This is a genomic window from Microbulbifer sp. MCCC 1A16149, assembly GCF_050368945.1.
In the GTDB taxonomy this organism is placed as follows: Bacteria; Pseudomonadota; Gammaproteobacteria; order Pseudomonadales; family Cellvibrionaceae; genus Microbulbifer.
Genome location: NZ_CP185959.1, coordinates 1,740,105 through 1,757,554, shown reverse-complemented (window position 1 = coordinate 1,757,554; position 17,450 = coordinate 1,740,105). Strand labels below are relative to the sequence as shown.

Below are 17,450 nucleotides of genomic sequence, written 5' to 3'. Positions count from 1 at the left end.
ACGACAAAACGAGAACCGCGAGAAAAGCGCTGTGAACAAGAAAGACGATATTTTTTCCAAACCGCTGGGGGAAGTCGCAGGCTTCAGCTTTGATCAGTCGGTGGTGGAAGTCTTTCCAGACATGATCCAGCGTTCGGTGCCCGGTTACACGACGATTGTGGCCATGATCGGCACTCTCGCCGAGCGCTACGCCCAGGCTGGCAGCCGCTGCTATGACCTGGGCAGCTCCCTGTGTGCGGCGACGCTGGCGATGCGTCACCGCATTCCGGCAGCGGACTGCGAGATCATCGCTGTGGACAACTCACCGGCGATGATCGAGCGCGCCCGCACGGTGCTCGCGGCAGATAGCGCGCAAATCCCGGTTCAGCTGGTATGCGACAACCTGCAGAATGTCGACGTGGAAAATGCCTCTGTTGTGGTGCTGAACTTCACCCTGCAGTTCATTCCCACCAGTGAGCGCGAAGAGATTTTGCAGAAAATTTACGACGGCCTGCGCCCAGGTGGCGTACTGATCCTGTCGGAAAAGGTGGCCTTCTCGGACAGCGATCACCAGGAACTGATGATCGACCTGCACCACTCGTTCAAGGCCGCCAATGGCTACAGCGCACTGGAAATTGCCCAGAAACGCAGTGCCCTGGAAAACGTACTTATCCCCGAGACCCTGTTCGACCATCGTACCCGACTGAAAAATGTCGGTTTCAGTAGCGTCGATGTCTGGTTCCAGTGTTTCAATTTCGCATCCCTGATCGCCATCAAAAAGCGAGATGCCTGAGCAGTACCCATGATTGACTACACACCGCTCTACGCAGGGCTGCAGCATATCCCTGCCCTGCGCCCCTGGCTTACCTCCCTTCCCCAACAGATCGCCGACAACTTGAACCCGGCGCGCTGGGGCGACCTGCCTGACTGGCAGGCGGCACTGGATGCACTCCCGGACATACTGCCCTCCACCACAGAGATAGGTAGCGAAGTACGTATCGGCACCAGTGCAGACGCAACGGCAGAACAAAAGGCCTTGCTCGAATCTCAGCTGCACAAGCTGCATCCGTGGCGCAAAGGGCCCTGGACGGTGTTTGATGTCTTCATCGACACCGAGTGGCGCTCGGACTGGAAGTGGGACCGGGTGGCCCCCCATCTGGATGACCTGAATAACCGGCTGGTGCTCGATGTCGGCTGCGGCAGTGGCTATCACTGCTGGCGACAGTTCGGGGCCGGTGCGCGACGAGTAATTGGTATCGATCCCTCCGCCAAGTTTGTAGCGCAGTTTTACGCTCTGAAAAAATACCTTGGCATGGACAAGCCGGTGGATGTGCTGCCCGTTGGAATTGAAGCCCTCCCCGCCAATCTGCGCGCATTCGACACCACCCTTTCCATGGGCGTGCTGTACCACCGCCGCTCGCCCCTGGATCACCTGCGCGAACTGAAGGAAACGCTGCGCCCCGGTGGCCAGTTGCTACTGGAAACCCTGGTTATCGACGGCGGGCTCGGCGAATGCCTGGTCCCTGAAGGTCGCTACGCCAAGATGCGCAATGTGTGGTTCTTCCCCAGCACGGCCACCCTGGAGAGCTGGTTGCGCAAAACCGGCTTTGTGGATGTGAAAACCGTCGACCTGGACCGAACCAGCCTCGAGGAACAGCGCAGTACCGACTGGATGCGGTTTGAATCCCTGGTGGACTTTCTCGACCCGGAAGATCACAGCAAAACTATCGAGGGCCATCCCGCGCCACTGCGCGCTACCATCACCGCCATCGCCCCCTGACACCAGTATTCCCTGCGTCAGCCGGCAACAAATCAGTGGTTTGTTGTACGGCCCGCAGGCTGCACCAAATAAAATCTCGATTTCCCGCCCCCGTATTGCACAGTCCAGGCCCTTCGGCGAACGTGTACGCCATCGCTTTGCCATGCATGTTTTGCAGGACACAGCGGCCCCATAACTACACTTATATCTGACCCTGTCGGCGCGGTTTCCGCGCGGGCACTTCTGGCGAGAATATTCAGGATCCCCATGAGCATCAGTGTTTTCGAGCTGTTCAAAATTGGCGTTGGCCCCTCCAGCTCCCATACCGTCGGCCCCATGGTGGCAGCGCGCCAGTTCGTGTGCGATCTGGAAGAACGCGGCGACCTGACCAAGACCGAGCGTGTCGAAGTCCATTTGTACGGTTCCCTGGCCCTCACCGGAGTGGGCCACGGAACCGACATGGCGGTACTCATGGGGCTTGAAGGCGAAGCCCCGGATACCATTGATGTGGACGGGATTGAGGGTCGGCTAGCAGGTATCGACAAGCACCAGCAGTTGATTCTGAACGGGCTGCGCGCAATCCATTTTGAACGGGACCGCGATCTCCTGTTCCACAAGGAAGAATTCCTGCCACAGCACTCCAATGGCATGACATGCAAGGCCTTTGCTGGAGAGGAAATGCTGTTTGAGCGCAGCTATTTCTCCATCGGCGGCGGCTTTGTTCTGTCGGACGTGGACTTTGAAAACAGAGAACAGATCGCCACCCTGCTGCCCTATGACTTCAGCTCCGCCGAAGAGTTAATGTCACTGTGCGAGCGACACGGCTGGACCATTGCGGAACTGGCCATGGAAAACGAAAAAGCCTTCCGCAGTGAGCAGGAAATCAAGGATGCCCTGTGGCATATCTGGGAGGTGATGGAAGCGTCGATAGAACGGGGATGTCACCAGAGTGGCGTTTTACCCGGGGGACTGGGTGTGCGCCGACGCGCCGAGGAGCACTACCGGGAGCTCTCCAAGCAAAGTGATGAGGAAAGACGCCGTGGTTTGTCGATCCTGGACTGGGTGAGCCTGTACGCACTGGCCGTGAATGAGGAAAATGCAGCGCGCGGCCGTATTGTTACCGCGCCCACCAATGGCGCCGCCGGCGTCATTCCAGCGACCATCGCCTACTACGTACACTTTGTGCACGACCCTCAAGAGCACGGCGACCTCAAGGATCAGGTGGTTGAATTCATGCTCACCGCTGGCGCCATCGGCATGCTGTTCAAAAAGAATGCGTCGATTTCCGCTGCGGAAGTAGGCTGCCAGGGAGAGATTGGCGTGGCCTGCTCCATGGCCTCCGCGGGGCTGGCCGCCGTTCAGGGCGGCAGCAACCAGCAGATCGAAAATGCCGCCGAGATCGGCATGGAGCACAACCTCGGGCTGACCTGCGACCCCATTGGCGGGCTGGTCCAGGTGCCCTGTATCGAGCGCAATACCATGGGCGCAGTGAAAGCCATCAATGCCGCGCGTCTCGCCCTGCGCGGCACAGGTGCGCATATCGTACCGCTGGACAGCGTGATCGAAACAATGCGCCAAACGGGCATCGATATGCAGAGTAAATACAAGGAAACGTCCCTTGGTGGACTGGCGGTAAATGCCGTTAACTGCTGACGTACAGCCTTGCTACCGCACAAGCCAGCCACTCCGAAAGGCTAACCCGGTACTCCGTGCCGGGTGTACACATCAAAGCGCCCGGACTTTCCCTCGAAGCGCAGATTCGGTTTTGTTTCCGCCAAATCTGGCGCCAGGCGCGGTCGCTTGACCACCGTGCGGTAATAGCAGGCAGCGAGCGCTGGCGCCAGCAGAGCGTCGGCGTCCTCATCACTGCCTACCAGTTGGTGGAACGCGACCATTTCCTTTTTTACCTTGGCGCTTTTGTCACGACTGGGAAACATCGGATCCAGGTAAATGACCGGTATCGATTCGGCGCCCTGCTCTGCCAGCCAGGCAGCCGCACTTTCCACGCGCGGCTCCAGCCGCATCAGCCCGGCAATGGGCGCCAGCTCTCTGTCCGTTTGCGCCGCTCGCTGCAGGCGACGCAGGCCGTCTTCCAGCAGCGCATAAACCACCGGGTTCCGCTCCAGCATACGCACCTCACAACCCAGTGAAGCAAGCACAAAAGCATCCCGTCCCAGACCCGCGGTAGCGTCCAGTACCTGCGGGTAAAAACCGCTGCGCACCCCGATCGCCTTGGCGATCTGCTGGCCCTTGCCACCGCCAAACTTCCGCCGATGCGCCGCGGCACCGGTCACAAAATCCACGGCTACCGGCCCCGGCGCCTTGCGTCCGGTCGCACACAGTTGCAACTGCTCGCCGCACTTGAGAACAAAAGGTCGATCTTCGATCCGCTTTTCCGGTGATTCACCGAGAAACGGCAGTTCCAACTGCGCCGCGAGCGCTTCGCCACTCGCACAGAATTCCGCCGTCGCGGCAGTCACGGCCAACTGCATGTTATCGGGCATGGTGGGAGACATGCTGCAGGGTATCCATCGCTAAAAGCGGGGAATTTAACCGGGATGGCTCAACCATTCCAGTGCTGCGGCTTCCTCCTCGACGGGAAAGGGGCGCACCTCTGCCGCGACAAAGTGATTCAGCAGCTGCGGCATAAAGCCCAGCAACGTGCTGTCTGAAAGCACGGCTATACGGTGTAGGTGACGGTGCTGGTTGCGGGTAAACACACAATGGGAAACCAGTGCGGCAAAGTTTTGCCAACCCCGGTAGTGACGGGCGTCAATCAATAACCCCTGGAGATATCCGTGCTGGCAGATCACCGGATCAACCTGTGCCGCCAGTGCGCGAAACTCTGCCGGCCTCAGGTCCGCCACCGGGCGGATCTCCAGGATATCGTGGTCGTGATGCCAACAGTGCTCGATCATCGCCTGACAAAAACTCGTAACTACTTTATCAATGGTAGAAAAGAAAAAGGCCGCGAACCAGTCGCGGCCTTGTCTTCAGGTGACGCCCAGCAATCAAACAATTATTACTGGGGCTCCTCGTCCGTTTTTTCTTCGTCGCCACGAAGCTTGTCCATGGCATCCTCGGCGGCGTCTTTGGTCGCTTCACCCGCGTCTTTCAATGCATCGCCGGCATCGTCGGCGGCATCCTTGATCACATCACCAGCGTCTTCCGCCGCGTCCTTGACCGCCTCACCGGTATCCCGGGCGGCGTCCTTGGTTTCATCCATCAAGCTGCTGTCTGAGCCTTGCGGATCATCGGTGGTTGGCGCTACGTCATCGCTCTCCTGAGGCATGGTCGGATCTGAATCCATGTCCGGTGGCGTGGATGAGTCTGGCATGGTGCTTTCGTTGGCGGGTTTCTCCATATTGTCGTAGGCATCACCGACGGAGTCGTCCGATTTCTGCGACATAAAGTACCCGATGATCAACAGCAGAATAATCAGTGGTAACAGTAATTTCTTCATATACCCAATGACCCCTGGTCGGTTGTAGAGAGTTCAGAACGAGTGGACTCAACCCTGCGGTTGCATAGCCCTGCGGCTATTGGGCCCTATCGCTACTGGTTGACGCTGCTACAGGTTTCGCAAAAACCATCATCACGGAAGAAGGCGGCGCCAATACTGATAAGAATAATCTTCAACTGGCGCAATTCAAGGAACATTGTTCCGGCATTCAAGTATTAATCGTTCTATGCAGACCGGGGCATATTTGGAGGGGGTCTATATCGACGAGTGTGAGAAGTCCTGAAGGGGCGTGAGGAGGTATCGTTCAGCTGACTACCCCTGATAATAGCGATCCAGTTGCCCCAATAAGCTGGCCGCGTCCGCCCCCATCACCGCGGCCTCGCAACTGGATAGCTGCAAGCGGCCCTGGGTGTCCGCTTTGGCAAAGATCAAATAATGTTCGCCGCGCTCAAGCTTGCGGTCGCAGTCATCCAGAGTCAGTCGGAAGGCGACAAGGTTGGTGGGCGCGCCCTTCCAGATTCTTTCCGCAACACCGGAATATACGTAACCGAGAATGGCCACCATACCCGGCTCAGAAAGCGCATTGTCGATCATGCGGTGGACCCCGGTGATCTTTACCTGCGCCACCAGCTCCGAGGTTGCAATGCGGTCCTGCACCGTGGAATCCAGCGACTCCGAACCATCATCGTATGCAGTACTTTCGGCATCGGCCTGATGGGAACCGCTGGCAAGCGCCGCAGAGGATGCTTCGGCATCTACCGACTCGGCATGTACTGACACTATTGGCGAAAGCAGGCTCAGTAGCAGAGCGAATTGAAGCGCGAGTCTCGCCGAACCCCAACCCCGAACTAGGAAGGACATACTCGGCATAACTTTCCCCTGTCATTAATTCCGCGCAATAAAAAAGGGCGCCGAAGCGCCCTCTTATCTTGCTACTGAAGCGGAAGTAATTCCAGCTCCACACGACGGTTGGCCTGACGACCGGCGTCGGAATCATTGCTTGCGATGGGATAACGCTCGCCGTAGCCCACTGCCTGTACCCGGCCAGCGGCAACGCCACGGGTAGCAAAGAAGTTGGCAACGGATTCGGCGCGACGCTCACTCAGATTCTGGTTGGTTACGTCGGAGCCAGTGCTATCGGTGTGGCCGCTAACGCGAATCGCAGTCTTGTCAAACTCCTTCAGTACCAGCACCACAGAGTCCAGGGTGTCGTAGAAATCGGAGCGGATTTCGAAGCGGCTGGTCGCGAAGGTAATGTTGCCCGGCATGATCAGGCGGATATTGTCGCCCTCACGCTGAACACGTACACCAGTGCCTTCCAGACGCTGGCGCAGAGCCATTTCCTGACGATCCATGTAGTAGCCGATACCACCGCCGATGGCCGCACCGCCCAGTGCGCCAGTGATGGCACCCTTCTTGCGATCGCTCTTACTGGAGGTTGCCGCGCCAATAATGGCACCAGCGACAGCACCAGCGCCTGCGCCTTTGGCGGCATTGCTGGTTTTACTTTCCTGGGTGTACGGGTCCAGGGTGGTACAACCAACCAGTGAGCCCAGGGCAAGAATTGCTACCCATTTTTTCATTTAAGCTTCTCCTAACGCTTTTATTGATAACTGGGAAATATCCGGCTATTGATCCCAGTATCACTCGCAGTAACTGACTGTAAGCTGAACCGGGTTCGCCATGGGCACGAAGACTATGCGCAAAGTCTCTACAGGTCTACTGCCTATTTCCCAAATTTGACGTGTCGTGCATTCTGGCCGTGGCAGGTACAACAGCACACACTTTTATTCACCTACTACGATGACGACTACCACACTCATGTGAAGTTCTCTGGGGTATTCACACTGGTGATTTCGAGCTCTGGTGCCACGCACCGTGCACTACTGGTGTAATCCGGTGTAATTCACTCTTCCACAGGATCTGTGGATAACTTTGTGTATGGATCTGAAAAAGCTTACCCGAAGCCGCACAAACGCTTGCTCCCAGCAATTTGGGCACTTTTTGGCCCATAGCTTTTACCCCTTTAAAATCAGTACTTTACGAGATTTTTCGACCTTTCCGTACCAACTAAACGGGCCGTGTCGGATAAATTCACAGCCCCCCTCTCCATGTGGAAAAAAACTTGTCAAGGCTTGACGAGGGCTGAAAAAACGAAATTTCGGGGTTTTCCAGAAATTGAGGTAGAAAAACGCGCATCGTTGAAAAAGTGGGAAGCACAAATAATGAATCCGGCCGAAAAGTACGCCAACGCCTTAATAGTGTGGTGGCTTTTCGTCTCCCGGGTTGCCGCCCTTCTGCACTTCAAATGACAGGTCTTGATATTTCTCTGTCACCTCTTTCATCCGCCCTACCAGGGCACGAATCTGCGCATCCTGGGCGGCAATCACATCATTAAGCTCGGCCAGGGTGTCTTCCTGAAAAGCGAGCCGGGTCTCAAGCTCGTCTACTCGCGCAGAAAGCTGATCGTAATCTGTACTCATTATTCACCTCTTGGGTACATAAGCCCTCTTAGAGAAGGCTGTACAGGCAGTTCTTCAATCCAACCGCACGCTGATCCATAAACAGGCTCTGCCCCATGCGGGAGGTGACATATCCAAATCCCAGCTCTGCACGCGGGTCGGCGAAGCCGACGCTGCCGCCCGCCCCCGGGTGTCCGAAACCGGCTTCACTGCCAAAGTGCAGATCTTCAGCAACGGCGGACTTCAGGAAACCACAGCCAAAGGCGACGTCGGCCTGCAAAATGGCGTCTTGCCCGCGGCTCTGTTCTGCCGTTGCCTCTCGCAGAAGCGCCTGCGGGAGTAACCGGGGCGCCTCAGCGGCGAGATCACCGTAGACAGTCGCCAGGTCTCTCGCACTGAAGTGGCCGTTGGCAGCGGGAATCAGCGCACTGCGCCACTGTTCGCCGTTGGTCCCCATCATCAGCGATACCGGATTGGTAAATGCAGTGGCCACTGGCCCCTGGCGGTCTTCCTTGATGGAGCGACCGATGGCGTTATCGCGCAATTCCGGCAGTGGTTTCTTGAGGGGGCCAACGTCGGCAATCTCAGTGGAGCGGTGGCCGACGGCACCGAAGCCACCGTCCAGCTCCAGCGGATCCGCTATACCGGCACGGTAAAGCGACATCAGCGGCTGGCCGCTGGCTTTTTCAATCAGTCCCCCGACCGTCCACCCGTAAAGGAAGGGTGCATAGCCCTGCTGGCTGCCGGGCTGCCACCAGGGTTCTGTGGCGGCGACCTGCTCCAGTGCCGCGGGCCAATCGTAAATCAGGTCATCCTTCACCCGCTCGCGGAACGCGATCACCCCGGCACGGTGACAGAGCAGCTGGCGACCGGTGATCCCGGACTTGCCGGCAGCGGCAAACTCGGGCCAGTAATGCGCAACCGGCAAATCCAGGTCCAGGTTACCCGCGGCAACCTGCTGCAGAGCGATCAGCGCGAGGACCCCCTTGGAGGAGGAAAATACGTTGGCGAGGGTATCTTCCTCAAACGCCCGTGTACCGGCGCGATCTGCACTCCCCGCCCACAGCGAGGCAACCACTTCCCCCTGATGCACGGCACAGAAAGAGGCGCCGACATCGCCGTAATCGCGAAAGTTGGTGGCGAAAGCATCATATAGGGCTTCGAAGCCCGGAGCGCAGTATCCCTGTATATCCATTGGGGTCAGCTACCAGTATCTGTAGGAGTTGATGGCGGAATGGCCTCTGGAAGGAGGCGGCGGGTTGAACGGAGCGCAAGGATAGCGGATAGCAGCGAGGCTGTTAAGGCAGCCCCGGGACTATCTCCGGCCGTCCTCGTCCAGGGTGTAGAGAGTACCCGCGGGCCGATCAATCTTCGGTAACTGGCTCAAAGTCTTCCAGCTTGTATCCGCAATGCTTGCAGAACTCGGAATCAGCATCGTGCCCCGCCCTGCCGCAATTGTGGCAACGCGCCAGCTGCTTTTCCCGCCCCAGCTCGTGAGCCAGTTCGGCAGTGACGATGCCAGTGGGCACTGCAATGATGGAGTAACCGATCAACATGGTCATGGATGCAATCGCCTGCCCAAGCGTGGTCTGGGGGGTAATATCGCCATAGCCCACGGTGGTGATGGTGACGATCGTCCAGTAGATACTTTTGGGGATACTGGTGAACCCGTGCTTGGGCCCTTCCACAATAAACATGATGCTGCCGAAAATGATGCACAGCACAAGTACACTGGAATAAAACACGAGTATCCGTCGACGCGCCTGCCACAGGGAGCGCACCAGCAGGTTGGCGTCACTCAGGTAACGTACCAGCTTCAGGATCCGGAAGATTCGCAGCACCCGCAGCAGGCGGATCACCATCAGGTAAGTGGCGCCGGTAAATATCAGCGCCAGATAACTGGGGAGGATTGCCAGCAGGTCTACCACGCCATAAAAGCTGAATACGTAGGCCCGGCGGTCATTTGCGCAGTAAATCCGGGTCAGGTACTCCACCGTAAACAGCGCGGTGAAAAACCACTCCAGGCGAAAGAAAATCTCCCCGTAGCGCACCCACCAGCTCTCCACCGACGCGAGCAGGACCAGCGCGACACTGAGCAGGATGGTCCAGATAAGCACCACATCAAAATATTTGCCGGCCGGCGTGTCGGTGCCGAATATCACTTCATTGAGCCGCTTGCGGACACCTGTCAGGGCCATTCAGTCTTTTCCTTGTGTCTTTGAATGGAGGAATTCCCGTCATTTTAGCCGACCGGGCCCCGGTTCCATCAACCTCGTTCTGCAAAGCCTACACCGGTAACTGCCCACGGAGCCTTTATCTGCCCAACGCGCTTCAGCTATCCTTGCGCGGCATGAAAGTAACCAATACCTGTAAAGCACGATTATGAGTGACAAAAACCGGCTTGTTTATTCCACAGACCGCGGCCGTATCAAAGAGTCCGCACCGACAGAAAAACGCCATCAGGGCGACGGCATCGTCCGTATCCAGAGAGAAACCAAGGGCCGCAAGGGCAAAGGCGTGACCTGTGTCAGGGGCGTGGACGGCACTGACGGTGAGCTGAAGCTGCTGCTGGCGGAACTGAAAAAGCGCTGTGGTTGCGGTGGCGCCCTGAAAGATGGCGTCATTGAAATTCAGGGCGATAAACGGGACGAGATCAAGGCAGTTCTGGAGGCCAAGAGCTACAAGGTAAAGCTGGCCGGAGGCTGATAGCCTCCGGCCAGAACGCCGGCTTTCTGGACAAGACGTCTCGGATTACAGCGTTCCAGCGAGTCGCAGGGGCTTCACTTTGCGGCGCCCCTCCTCTTTCAGACACAGCTGCAACAATTTCGCCAATACCAGGTGATATCCCTCACACACTACAGCACTGGCATTTTTACAGCGCAACTCTATCGCCTGCAGCTCTCCAGCCAGGTCTCCTCCTCGGGCCTCGGCCACGCCACTCGGATCTCCAGCACCGCAGGCCGCCAGCTTCTCCAGCAACGGCGCCGCTAGAAGCGCAGATTCATCGCCGGCGATCCTGAGGACCTCGCGAATCTGCTGTACCGCCAACTGGGTGTATTTCTGCAGCAGCGACGGGGGGATCTCATTCCCGGGCAGGCATTCAATCAGCTCGCACACCAGATCGCCGTAGCGGTCGAGGGTATTGAGCGGCTCGCGCATACGCTCAAAGCCCTGCAGCTGCGCCAGCGCGGCATCCGCATCGCTGCGCTCACCGCCACCCAATCCACTCACCGTCCCCTGGATACGCTGAAAGAACATCTGATGCAACTGCTGGCGCTGCTGCATACACTCCTGGATCCGCGCGCGATTGTCTTTGCGCGATGCTTCGGCGGCAGAAGGCGTGGTTCCGCTCAGTTCGAAGCGGCGCGGATCCACCCGCACATTGGCTCGCACCAGTGCCGCGCCCAACTGGATCCGCGAGCCACTCAGCTGCAATTGCGCCAAGCGCTGCTCCTGCTCCTGAAGATCCACCAGACGCGAGCGCAACCAGTCGATGGTGTCCTGCAGCCCGAGCTCCGCCAGCTCCGCATTTTGCGGGCCCTGCAGCGGCAGGAAGTCCCGCGGGATCACCCGGTTAAAGTACTCTGACAGCACCTGCTGCGCTTCCTCGGTTTCCTTACTTGCTGTCAACAGCAGACTGTTTTCCACCGCGCGACAACTTTCCTCCGTTCCAATACGGCTTGCGCGCCCGCACAGCTCGTCGAAATCGGTAAACAATTTCTGTACAGAAAAGTCCACCCGCTGCAACAGTGCCGATAGCTGTCGCGTCTCTGCCGCAGCGATTCGGTCGTGTCCGGCAGGCTCAGTCGGCAGCCAGGAGTCAGTATCTTCAGCCATTGCCATATCGATACTGGTGCGGGTTGCCTCTTCCAGATTGCGGTAAAGCCAGCGTATAGCACGTGGAATATCTGCCAGACGCTTGCCGGTAACCTGTGCTTCACGGTTGATCTCGCCACACACCAGGTCCGCATGCACCAGTTGATTCCATCGTTCGGCAAACTGCGCAAATTCTTCGCTGCCAATCATTTGCGCCGCGGCGAGATCCGCGCGGGCTTCCAGCCTGCGGGCAACAGCGCCACTGGTCACGCGGTGCACCCCCTGCAAGCGATCCAGCACCGGCACCAGCGCTAACCCGCAAGCGGACAGCAGTTTATGCAGAGGTTTAAGCGCCGATATACGCGGGGCAGTTGGCTCATCCCCGGCGCTGAGCAAGGTTACTTCCCGCTCCAGCGCGTCCTGCCAGAACTTCAGTCGCTGTGCCGTGGTCATTGAAAGGTGCGTACAGGTGCGCATCAGCGCTCCCTGATGATAGGACAGTGCACGTGCAACGAGCGCCACTACATCACCGCCATTCAGTGTGGCCACTGCGCCGAGCCCCAGCCGCAGAGTGCGCGGCCCACCGGGCTGCCGGGTCACTTCAATTTCCGAGCCTGCCGTCACCTCAAGCGGAGTACTTTTTGCCCCCGGCGCAGCAGCGAGGTTTTTCGGCCCCGGCTGCTTGCCGGCGATACTCAGTCCGGATCTTGCCTCCAGTACCTCAAGCAGCAGGAACAAACCCGGCGCTTCAGATTTGCGAATGCTGACCGCAGCGGTGTGTTCGGACTCCGCCAGCGCCCGCCAGCGAGCGGTAAAAAACGGATATACCAGCAATGTGCCTACAAACCCCGTAAGCAAGAGCTGGATCAATGCACTGATAACGGTGCCCGCGCCGAAAGTGCCATCCATAACCGCGGCAGGTAGTGCCCACAGCGCCATTCCTATGGAATAGATACAAAAGAACAACAAAGCGGTAAACAGGGCCGGTACCAGTGCCGCGCTGACGAGGCCCGGGAGCATCGCCAGCCGCTGGGCCATGGAATCGAAACCGGCGCTCTCGCTGGTGAACAGCTCTTCCAGTTGCGCACGTACCGCGGAGGCCTGTCGCTCGCGAGGTGCCGGCGTATCGCTGGTTGATTGGGGTGGTTTTTGGGTGGGCTCTGGCCGAACTTCCGCTTGCGCAGCTGGTGCCACCTTTTTGCCGGAATTTTGAACAGGCGTTTGCGCGGTCTTTTGCGCAGATTGTTGCCGGGCTATCTCTTGAGTCGCCGGCTTCGCATCACCGGAGCGCCCGCCTTGAGCACCGGACTCTTTGCGCGCCTTGCGCTTTTGTGCAAATTGCAGACGGGCCAAGATCGCGCGGTTGTCGAACTTACCGGCGGGGTGAACTTCGATTTTCAGGCCGATCTGTTGTAGCTGGGTACGATACTGGACAACCTGCCCTGGAGAGAGTTGATCCTTGATCACCCACCCCTTTAGGAAAAGCTTGCGCGCCTGCTCGGCACTGACCGAGAAGGTTGCGGCCACCTCCTGCAATACTTCGGCAGGTGCTTTCGCACGCAGGGTTTTACCTGCAGATACAATCTGGAATTTTTGTTGGCCTGACATGAAATACTCACCGCGCGAGGTTGGCTGTTAACCCAGCGGTGAGCCTAAAAGATTCACCAGCGGCGGAGTGCGTACTGGTTCTCAGGGAATTCGGCAATATGGGACATGATTCCGGTTTACCAACCGGGATCACAGTCACTGGCGGAACGATGTCTCATTTGCTCGAGGAGCTAGGTCCTGCCCGCCCTATTCCATGTGCTCTCCCGGGATATGCGGGCCACCCTGCCAAACATCCGGTTCTATCCCGGGGATGTGGTGCTGTCGAGCATCGAATACCGGTTCAGCTATGCCACGATTCCGTTGTGTTTCGTAGTCCGCAAATACCTTGATTGCCACGCCGGACAACAACAGAATCGCGAGCAGGTTGGCAGAAGCCATAAAGCCCATGGACATGTCCGCCATATTCCACAGCAGCTGGAAGTTGTCGGAGCTCCCACTCCAGGCCACCCAGGCGCCGAACAGGATAAAAACGATGTACAGGAACCGGTAGCAGAATATGGATACCCGCGTATGCCAAAGATAGAAGATATTGGTTTCGGCATAGTAGTAGTTGGCGATCACCGAGGTAAACGCAAAGAAAATCAGCGCGATCGCAATAAAGCTGCTCCCCCAGCTGCCCACCTCACTGGCCAGCGCCGCCTGGGTAAGCGTCACGCCCTCCATGGCGCCACTCAGTTCGACGTTGCTCAGCAGAATAAGCGCCGCTGTGGCGGTGCAGATCAGCATGGTATCGAGAAATACCGAGGCCATCTGCACGTAACCCTGCACGACCGGGTGTTTCACATCGGCAACCGCGCCTACGTTCGGCGATGAACCCATACCCGCTTCGTTGGAAAACAGACCCCGTTTGATACCGTTGGCCACCACCGCACCAAACGCGCCCGCCCCCGCCTCATGCATACCAAAGGCATTGGCAAAGATCAGGCTGAAGACCTCGGGAATACGCGAGATATTGGTGGCAATCACAAACAGCGCGATGGCGATGTAGGCCAGCGCCATGATCGGGACAACGATACCGGCGAATCGACCGATCGATTTGATCCCGCCAAATACGATCAACCCCGCCAGAACGGCGATTAGCACGCCCACAACAAGCGGGTTGATCCCCCAGGCCGAGTGAATCGCCTCGGACATGGCATTGGCCTGCACGGCGTTGAAGAAAAAGCCAAAGCAAATAATAAGGAAGACAGAAAAGACAATGGACAGCCATTTCCAGCGCTTGCCGAGCCCCTTGTCGATGTAATACGCGGGGCCGCCGCGAAAGGTGCCCGCTACCTCGCCTTGCTCCTTGAAGACTTGTGCGAGGGTATTCTCCACCAAGCTGGTGGCCATACCCACCATGGCTACCAGCCACATCCAGAAAATGGCGCCGGGCCCACCGGCGGTAATTGCTACCGCCACACCGGCGATATTACCTGTGCCCACGCGGGCTGCCGCGCTGGTGGCAAAGGCCTGAAAGGACGATACCGCGTCATCATGCTCCTTGTGGAAACTGTGCCCCATCACCCGCAGCATGTGGCCGAAACAGCGAAACTGCACAAACCCCATGCGCACCGTGAAATACAGACCCGCAGGCAGTAGCGCCGCGATCAGGATACCCAGCCACCAGTATCCGCCCAGGCCGCCCCAGGTGAGGCTGTTTCCCCAACTGATCAGAGATGCCAAGCCGTCCAATAACCCCTGCATACCGCTCTCCGCCATAGTAATCCACCCCCGGGTTTCTCCCAGGGGCGGCTGGCGCCGAATGACGCGACTACATTAAGACTAGCAGCCGATTAGAATCGTGTTGCCGCACTCGCGTGCCAGCGTACAATGCGATCATTCACGCCAGCCGGATGTATTACACAGGCGACAGGAGGAATGACTTTGACCCCACTGGATACCCCATCAAATGACGCACCGGAACAGGCGCCATACGGCAGCTGGCGCTCTGCGATCAGCGCCGATTTGCTCACCGCCGGCAATGTTCGCCTGGGTGAAGCGCGCCTGTTTGAAAACCGCGCCTACTGGCTCGAATCCCGGCCAGCAGAAAAAGGCCGTTCGGTACTGGTGGAGTATGATCCGCAATCCGGGCGTCGCGACCTGTTGCCCGCGCCACTCAGTGTGCGCTCCAAGGCGCATGAATACGGCGGAGGCAGTTATACCGTTGCCGATGGCTGGGTCTATTTCGTCCTCGCGGCGGATCAACGAATCTACCGTATGCCATTAAATGGCGAGGTGCCTGAACCGCTTACCCCGGAAGACAATATCCGCTATGCCGACCTGATCGTCGACCAGGCCCGGCAGCGACTGATCTGTGTACAGGAAGACGAGTCGCAAAGCGACCGCGAGGCAATCGCCCGAATTATCGCTATCGATCTGCAAGGTAAAGAGACCGCAGATGAAACGGCCCCCTTCGAAATCATTGCCGAGGGTGCAGATTTCTACTCCAACCCGGCAATCAGCCCGGACGGCAAACAGCTCAGTTTTCTCCAGTGGCATCACCCGGATATGCCGTGGGACGCCACGGACCTTATGCTTGCTGACCTCAATGCCGACGGGACATTGGGCAAGGCCCGCCGTGTCGCCGGCAATGGCAACGAGTCCATTTTCCAGCCACAGTGGTCTCCCGGCGGCGACCTCTATTACGTTTCCGACCGCAGTAACTGGTGGAACCTCTACCGCCTGGGTAGCGATGCCCCCATCTGGGAAAAACCGGCGGAATTCGCCACGCCCCAGTGGGTGTTCGGCATGTCGACTTACGGTTTTGTTTCCGAGGAACAGATATTCTGTACCTTCACCCAAAACGGGCTCTGGCAACTCGCCATCATCGATCTGAAAAACGGCTCATCGGAACTGGTGCCGCACCCCGGGTGCGATTTCGAGAGTATCAGCTGTGCACCGGGCAAAGCGCTGATGATCGCAGGCAGCGCAGACTCGCTACCGGAAATTACACTGTATTCCGTGCAAACCGGGCAGTTTCAATCCATTGCCCAAAGCGGCAACCTAGCCCTGCCGACATCCACGTTTGCACGTGCACAACCGGTCAGCTTCCAAGTCGGGGAACGGGAAGTGCACGGGTTTTACTACCCCCCCACCAATCCCGGGTTCAGCGCGCCACAGGGCGAGCTGCCGCCGCTGATCGTATTCAGCCACGGTGGCCCCACTGGCGCCACTTCCGCCGCACTCAACCTCAAGATCCAATACTGGACCAGCCGCGGTATCGCCATCCTGGATGTCAATTACTCCGGCAGCACCGGCTACGGCCGCGACTACCGCGACCGACTGGCAGACAACTGGGGAATTATTGATGTAGAGGATGTGTGTGCCGGGGCTGAATACCTGGTAAAGAAAGGCCTTGCAGACCCACAGCGCCTGCTGATCAAGGGTGGCAGTGCCGGCGGCTACACTGTACTTGCGGCCCTCGCCTTCCACGATACCTTTTCTGCCGGTGCCAGCCACTACGGTATCGGCGACCTCACCACACTCGCGCGGGATACCCACAAGTTCGAGTCCCGCTACCTGGACAAACTGGTTGGCCCCTGGCCGGAAGCCGAATCCGTATACCGGGAGCGCTCACCCATCGAGCACATCGAAAAGCTCAACTGTCCGGTAATCTTTTTCCAGGGCATGGAAGACAAGGTGGTGCCACCAAACCAGGCCGAGGCCATGGTAGACGCACTGAAAGATCGCGGCCTGCCGGTGGCCTACATCACCTTCGCCGAAGAAGGACACGGATTCCGCAGCGCCGACAGCATCAAGATGGCTTTGGAAGGAGAGCTCGAGTTTTACAGCCGCATCTTTGATTTTCCCCTGCCCTCACCCGGCCCCGGTATCGATATCCATAATCTCAAGGAAACCCCCTGATGGGACGCTGGAGACCGCCGCGTCCGCGCGGCTCACGCTACATTACCCCGGAAGGCGCGCAGCGTATGCGCGCGGAAGTGAAGTTTCTGTGGGAACAGGAGCGCCCACGCGTTACCCAGGCCGTGAGTGATGCCGCCAAGCTCGGGGATCGCTCGGAGAATGCGGATTATATCTACGGCAAGAAACGCCTGCGGGAAATCGACAGCCGGGTACGCTTTCTGACCAAGCGTCTTGAAGAGATTACCGTGGTGGACCGGATTCCAGACGACCGCGACAAGGTTTTCTTCGGCGCCTGGGTGACACTGGAAGACGAAAACGGCAAGGAAGTGAAATACCGTATCGTCGGCCCGGATGAGTTTAATGTGAAGGAAGGTTTGATTTCGATGGACTCCCCTGTCGCTCGCGCCCTGCTTGGAAAGCGGATCGACGATGAAGTGGAAATCCAACAGATGGAGCAGTGGGTTACCTATTACATCTGCGAGATCGAATACCCGGAAACTGCCCCGGAAAGTTAATC

The 17,450-nt window shown here is 58.1% G+C and carries 16 protein-coding genes; 6 read left to right on the top strand and 10 right to left on the bottom strand.

Annotated features, from left to right (window positions below):
- The first annotated feature begins 31 nt into the window (after nucleotides 1-31).
- From cmoA to ACONT6_RS07490, 3 genes are all read left to right on the top strand, one after another.
- Nucleotides 32-772: a carboxy-S-adenosyl-L-methionine synthase CmoA gene (gene cmoA, locus ACONT6_RS07500; protein ID WP_428821110.1), complete on the top strand. Its 741-nt coding sequence runs from the start codon at nucleotides 32-34 to the stop codon at nucleotides 770-772.
- Between the two features lie 9 nt (nucleotides 773-781).
- Nucleotides 782-1,759, top strand: coding sequence for a tRNA 5-methoxyuridine(34)/uridine 5-oxyacetic acid(34) synthase CmoB (gene cmoB, locus ACONT6_RS07495; RefSeq protein WP_428821109.1), 978 nt, complete (start codon nucleotides 782-784; stop codon nucleotides 1,757-1,759).
- A 246-nt stretch (nucleotides 1,760-2,005) separates the two neighbouring features.
- Nucleotides 2,006-3,391 carry an L-serine ammonia-lyase gene (locus tag ACONT6_RS07490; protein ID WP_428821108.1) on the top strand — a complete coding sequence of 462 codons (1,386 nt, stop codon included), beginning with the start codon at nucleotides 2,006-2,008 and terminating at the stop codon, nucleotides 3,389-3,391.
- A 41-nt stretch (nucleotides 3,392-3,432) separates the two neighbouring features.
- On the opposite strand, the gene ACONT6_RS07485 is transcribed toward ACONT6_RS07490, so the two are convergent.
- The 8 genes from ACONT6_RS07485 to ACONT6_RS07450 all read right to left on the bottom strand — a co-directional run bounded on the left by ACONT6_RS07485 (nucleotide 3,433) and on the right by ACONT6_RS07450 (nucleotide 9,861).
- Nucleotides 3,433-4,254, bottom strand: coding sequence for a class I SAM-dependent methyltransferase (locus ACONT6_RS07485; RefSeq protein WP_428821107.1), 822 nt, complete (start codon nucleotides 4,252-4,254; stop codon nucleotides 3,433-3,435).
- 33 nt (nucleotides 4,255-4,287) lie between these two features.
- On the bottom strand, nucleotides 4,288-4,656 hold the full coding sequence (locus ACONT6_RS07480) for an STAS/SEC14 domain-containing protein (RefSeq protein ID WP_428821106.1): 369 nt from the start codon (nucleotides 4,654-4,656) through the stop codon (nucleotides 4,288-4,290).
- 104 nt (nucleotides 4,657-4,760) lie between these two features.
- A complete protein-coding gene (locus tag ACONT6_RS07475; RefSeq protein WP_428821105.1) occupies nucleotides 4,761-5,201 on the bottom strand; it encodes a hypothetical protein in 441 nt (146 codons plus the stop codon).
- Nucleotides 5,202-5,513: 312 nt separating this feature from the next.
- On the bottom strand, nucleotides 5,514-5,981 hold the full coding sequence (locus ACONT6_RS07470; RefSeq protein ID WP_428821104.1) for a hypothetical protein: 468 nt from the start codon (nucleotides 5,979-5,981) through the stop codon (nucleotides 5,514-5,516).
- A 152-nt stretch (nucleotides 5,982-6,133) separates the two neighbouring features.
- On the bottom strand, nucleotides 6,134-6,784 hold the full coding sequence (locus ACONT6_RS07465; protein ID WP_428821103.1) for an OmpA family protein: 651 nt from the start codon (nucleotides 6,782-6,784) through the stop codon (nucleotides 6,134-6,136).
- Nucleotides 6,785-7,456: 672 nt separating this feature from the next.
- Nucleotides 7,457-7,684 (bottom strand): SlyX family protein, encoded by a 228-nt coding sequence (locus ACONT6_RS07460; protein WP_428821102.1) that lies wholly within the window; start codon nucleotides 7,682-7,684, stop codon nucleotides 7,457-7,459.
- A 28-nt stretch (nucleotides 7,685-7,712) separates the two neighbouring features.
- Nucleotides 7,713-8,858, bottom strand: coding sequence for a serine hydrolase domain-containing protein (locus ACONT6_RS07455; protein WP_428821101.1), 1,146 nt, complete (start codon nucleotides 8,856-8,858; stop codon nucleotides 7,713-7,715).
- 169 nt (nucleotides 8,859-9,027) lie between these two features.
- A complete protein-coding gene (locus ACONT6_RS07450) occupies nucleotides 9,028-9,861 on the bottom strand; it encodes an ion transporter (RefSeq protein WP_428821100.1) in 834 nt (277 codons plus the stop codon).
- 184 nt (nucleotides 9,862-10,045) lie between these two features.
- On the opposite strand from ACONT6_RS07450, the gene yciH reads away from it, so the two are divergent.
- A complete protein-coding gene (gene yciH, locus ACONT6_RS07445; protein ID WP_428821099.1) occupies nucleotides 10,046-10,369 on the top strand; it encodes a stress response translation initiation inhibitor YciH in 324 nt (107 codons plus the stop codon).
- Between the two features lie 45 nt (nucleotides 10,370-10,414).
- Here the strand turns inward: yciH and ACONT6_RS07440 are convergent, their stop codons facing one another.
- The gene (locus ACONT6_RS07440; RefSeq protein WP_428821098.1) at nucleotides 10,415-13,087 is read right to left on the bottom strand and encodes a hypothetical protein; all 2,673 of its coding nucleotides are present in this window, start codon (nucleotides 13,085-13,087) and stop codon (nucleotides 10,415-10,417) included.
- A gap of 186 nt (nucleotides 13,088-13,273) precedes the next feature.
- Nucleotides 13,274-14,773, bottom strand: a complete 1,500-nt coding sequence (locus tag ACONT6_RS07435; RefSeq protein ID WP_428821097.1) for an alanine/glycine:cation symporter family protein — start codon at nucleotides 14,771-14,773, stop codon at nucleotides 13,274-13,276.
- Between the two features lie 174 nt (nucleotides 14,774-14,947).
- Between ACONT6_RS07435 and ACONT6_RS07430 the strand changes: the two genes are divergently transcribed.
- Both ACONT6_RS07430 and greB read left to right on the top strand, forming a co-directional pair.
- The gene (locus ACONT6_RS07430) at nucleotides 14,948-16,933 is read left to right on the top strand and encodes a S9 family peptidase (protein WP_428821096.1); all 1,986 of its coding nucleotides are present in this window, start codon (nucleotides 14,948-14,950) and stop codon (nucleotides 16,931-16,933) included.
- Complete coding sequence (gene greB / locus ACONT6_RS07425; protein WP_428821095.1) at nucleotides 16,933-17,448, top strand: transcription elongation factor GreB; 516 nt, start codon at nucleotides 16,933-16,935, stop codon at nucleotides 17,446-17,448. Before ACONT6_RS07430 ends, greB begins: the two co-directional genes overlap by 1 nt.
- Nucleotides 17,449-17,450 lie beyond the last annotated feature (2 nt).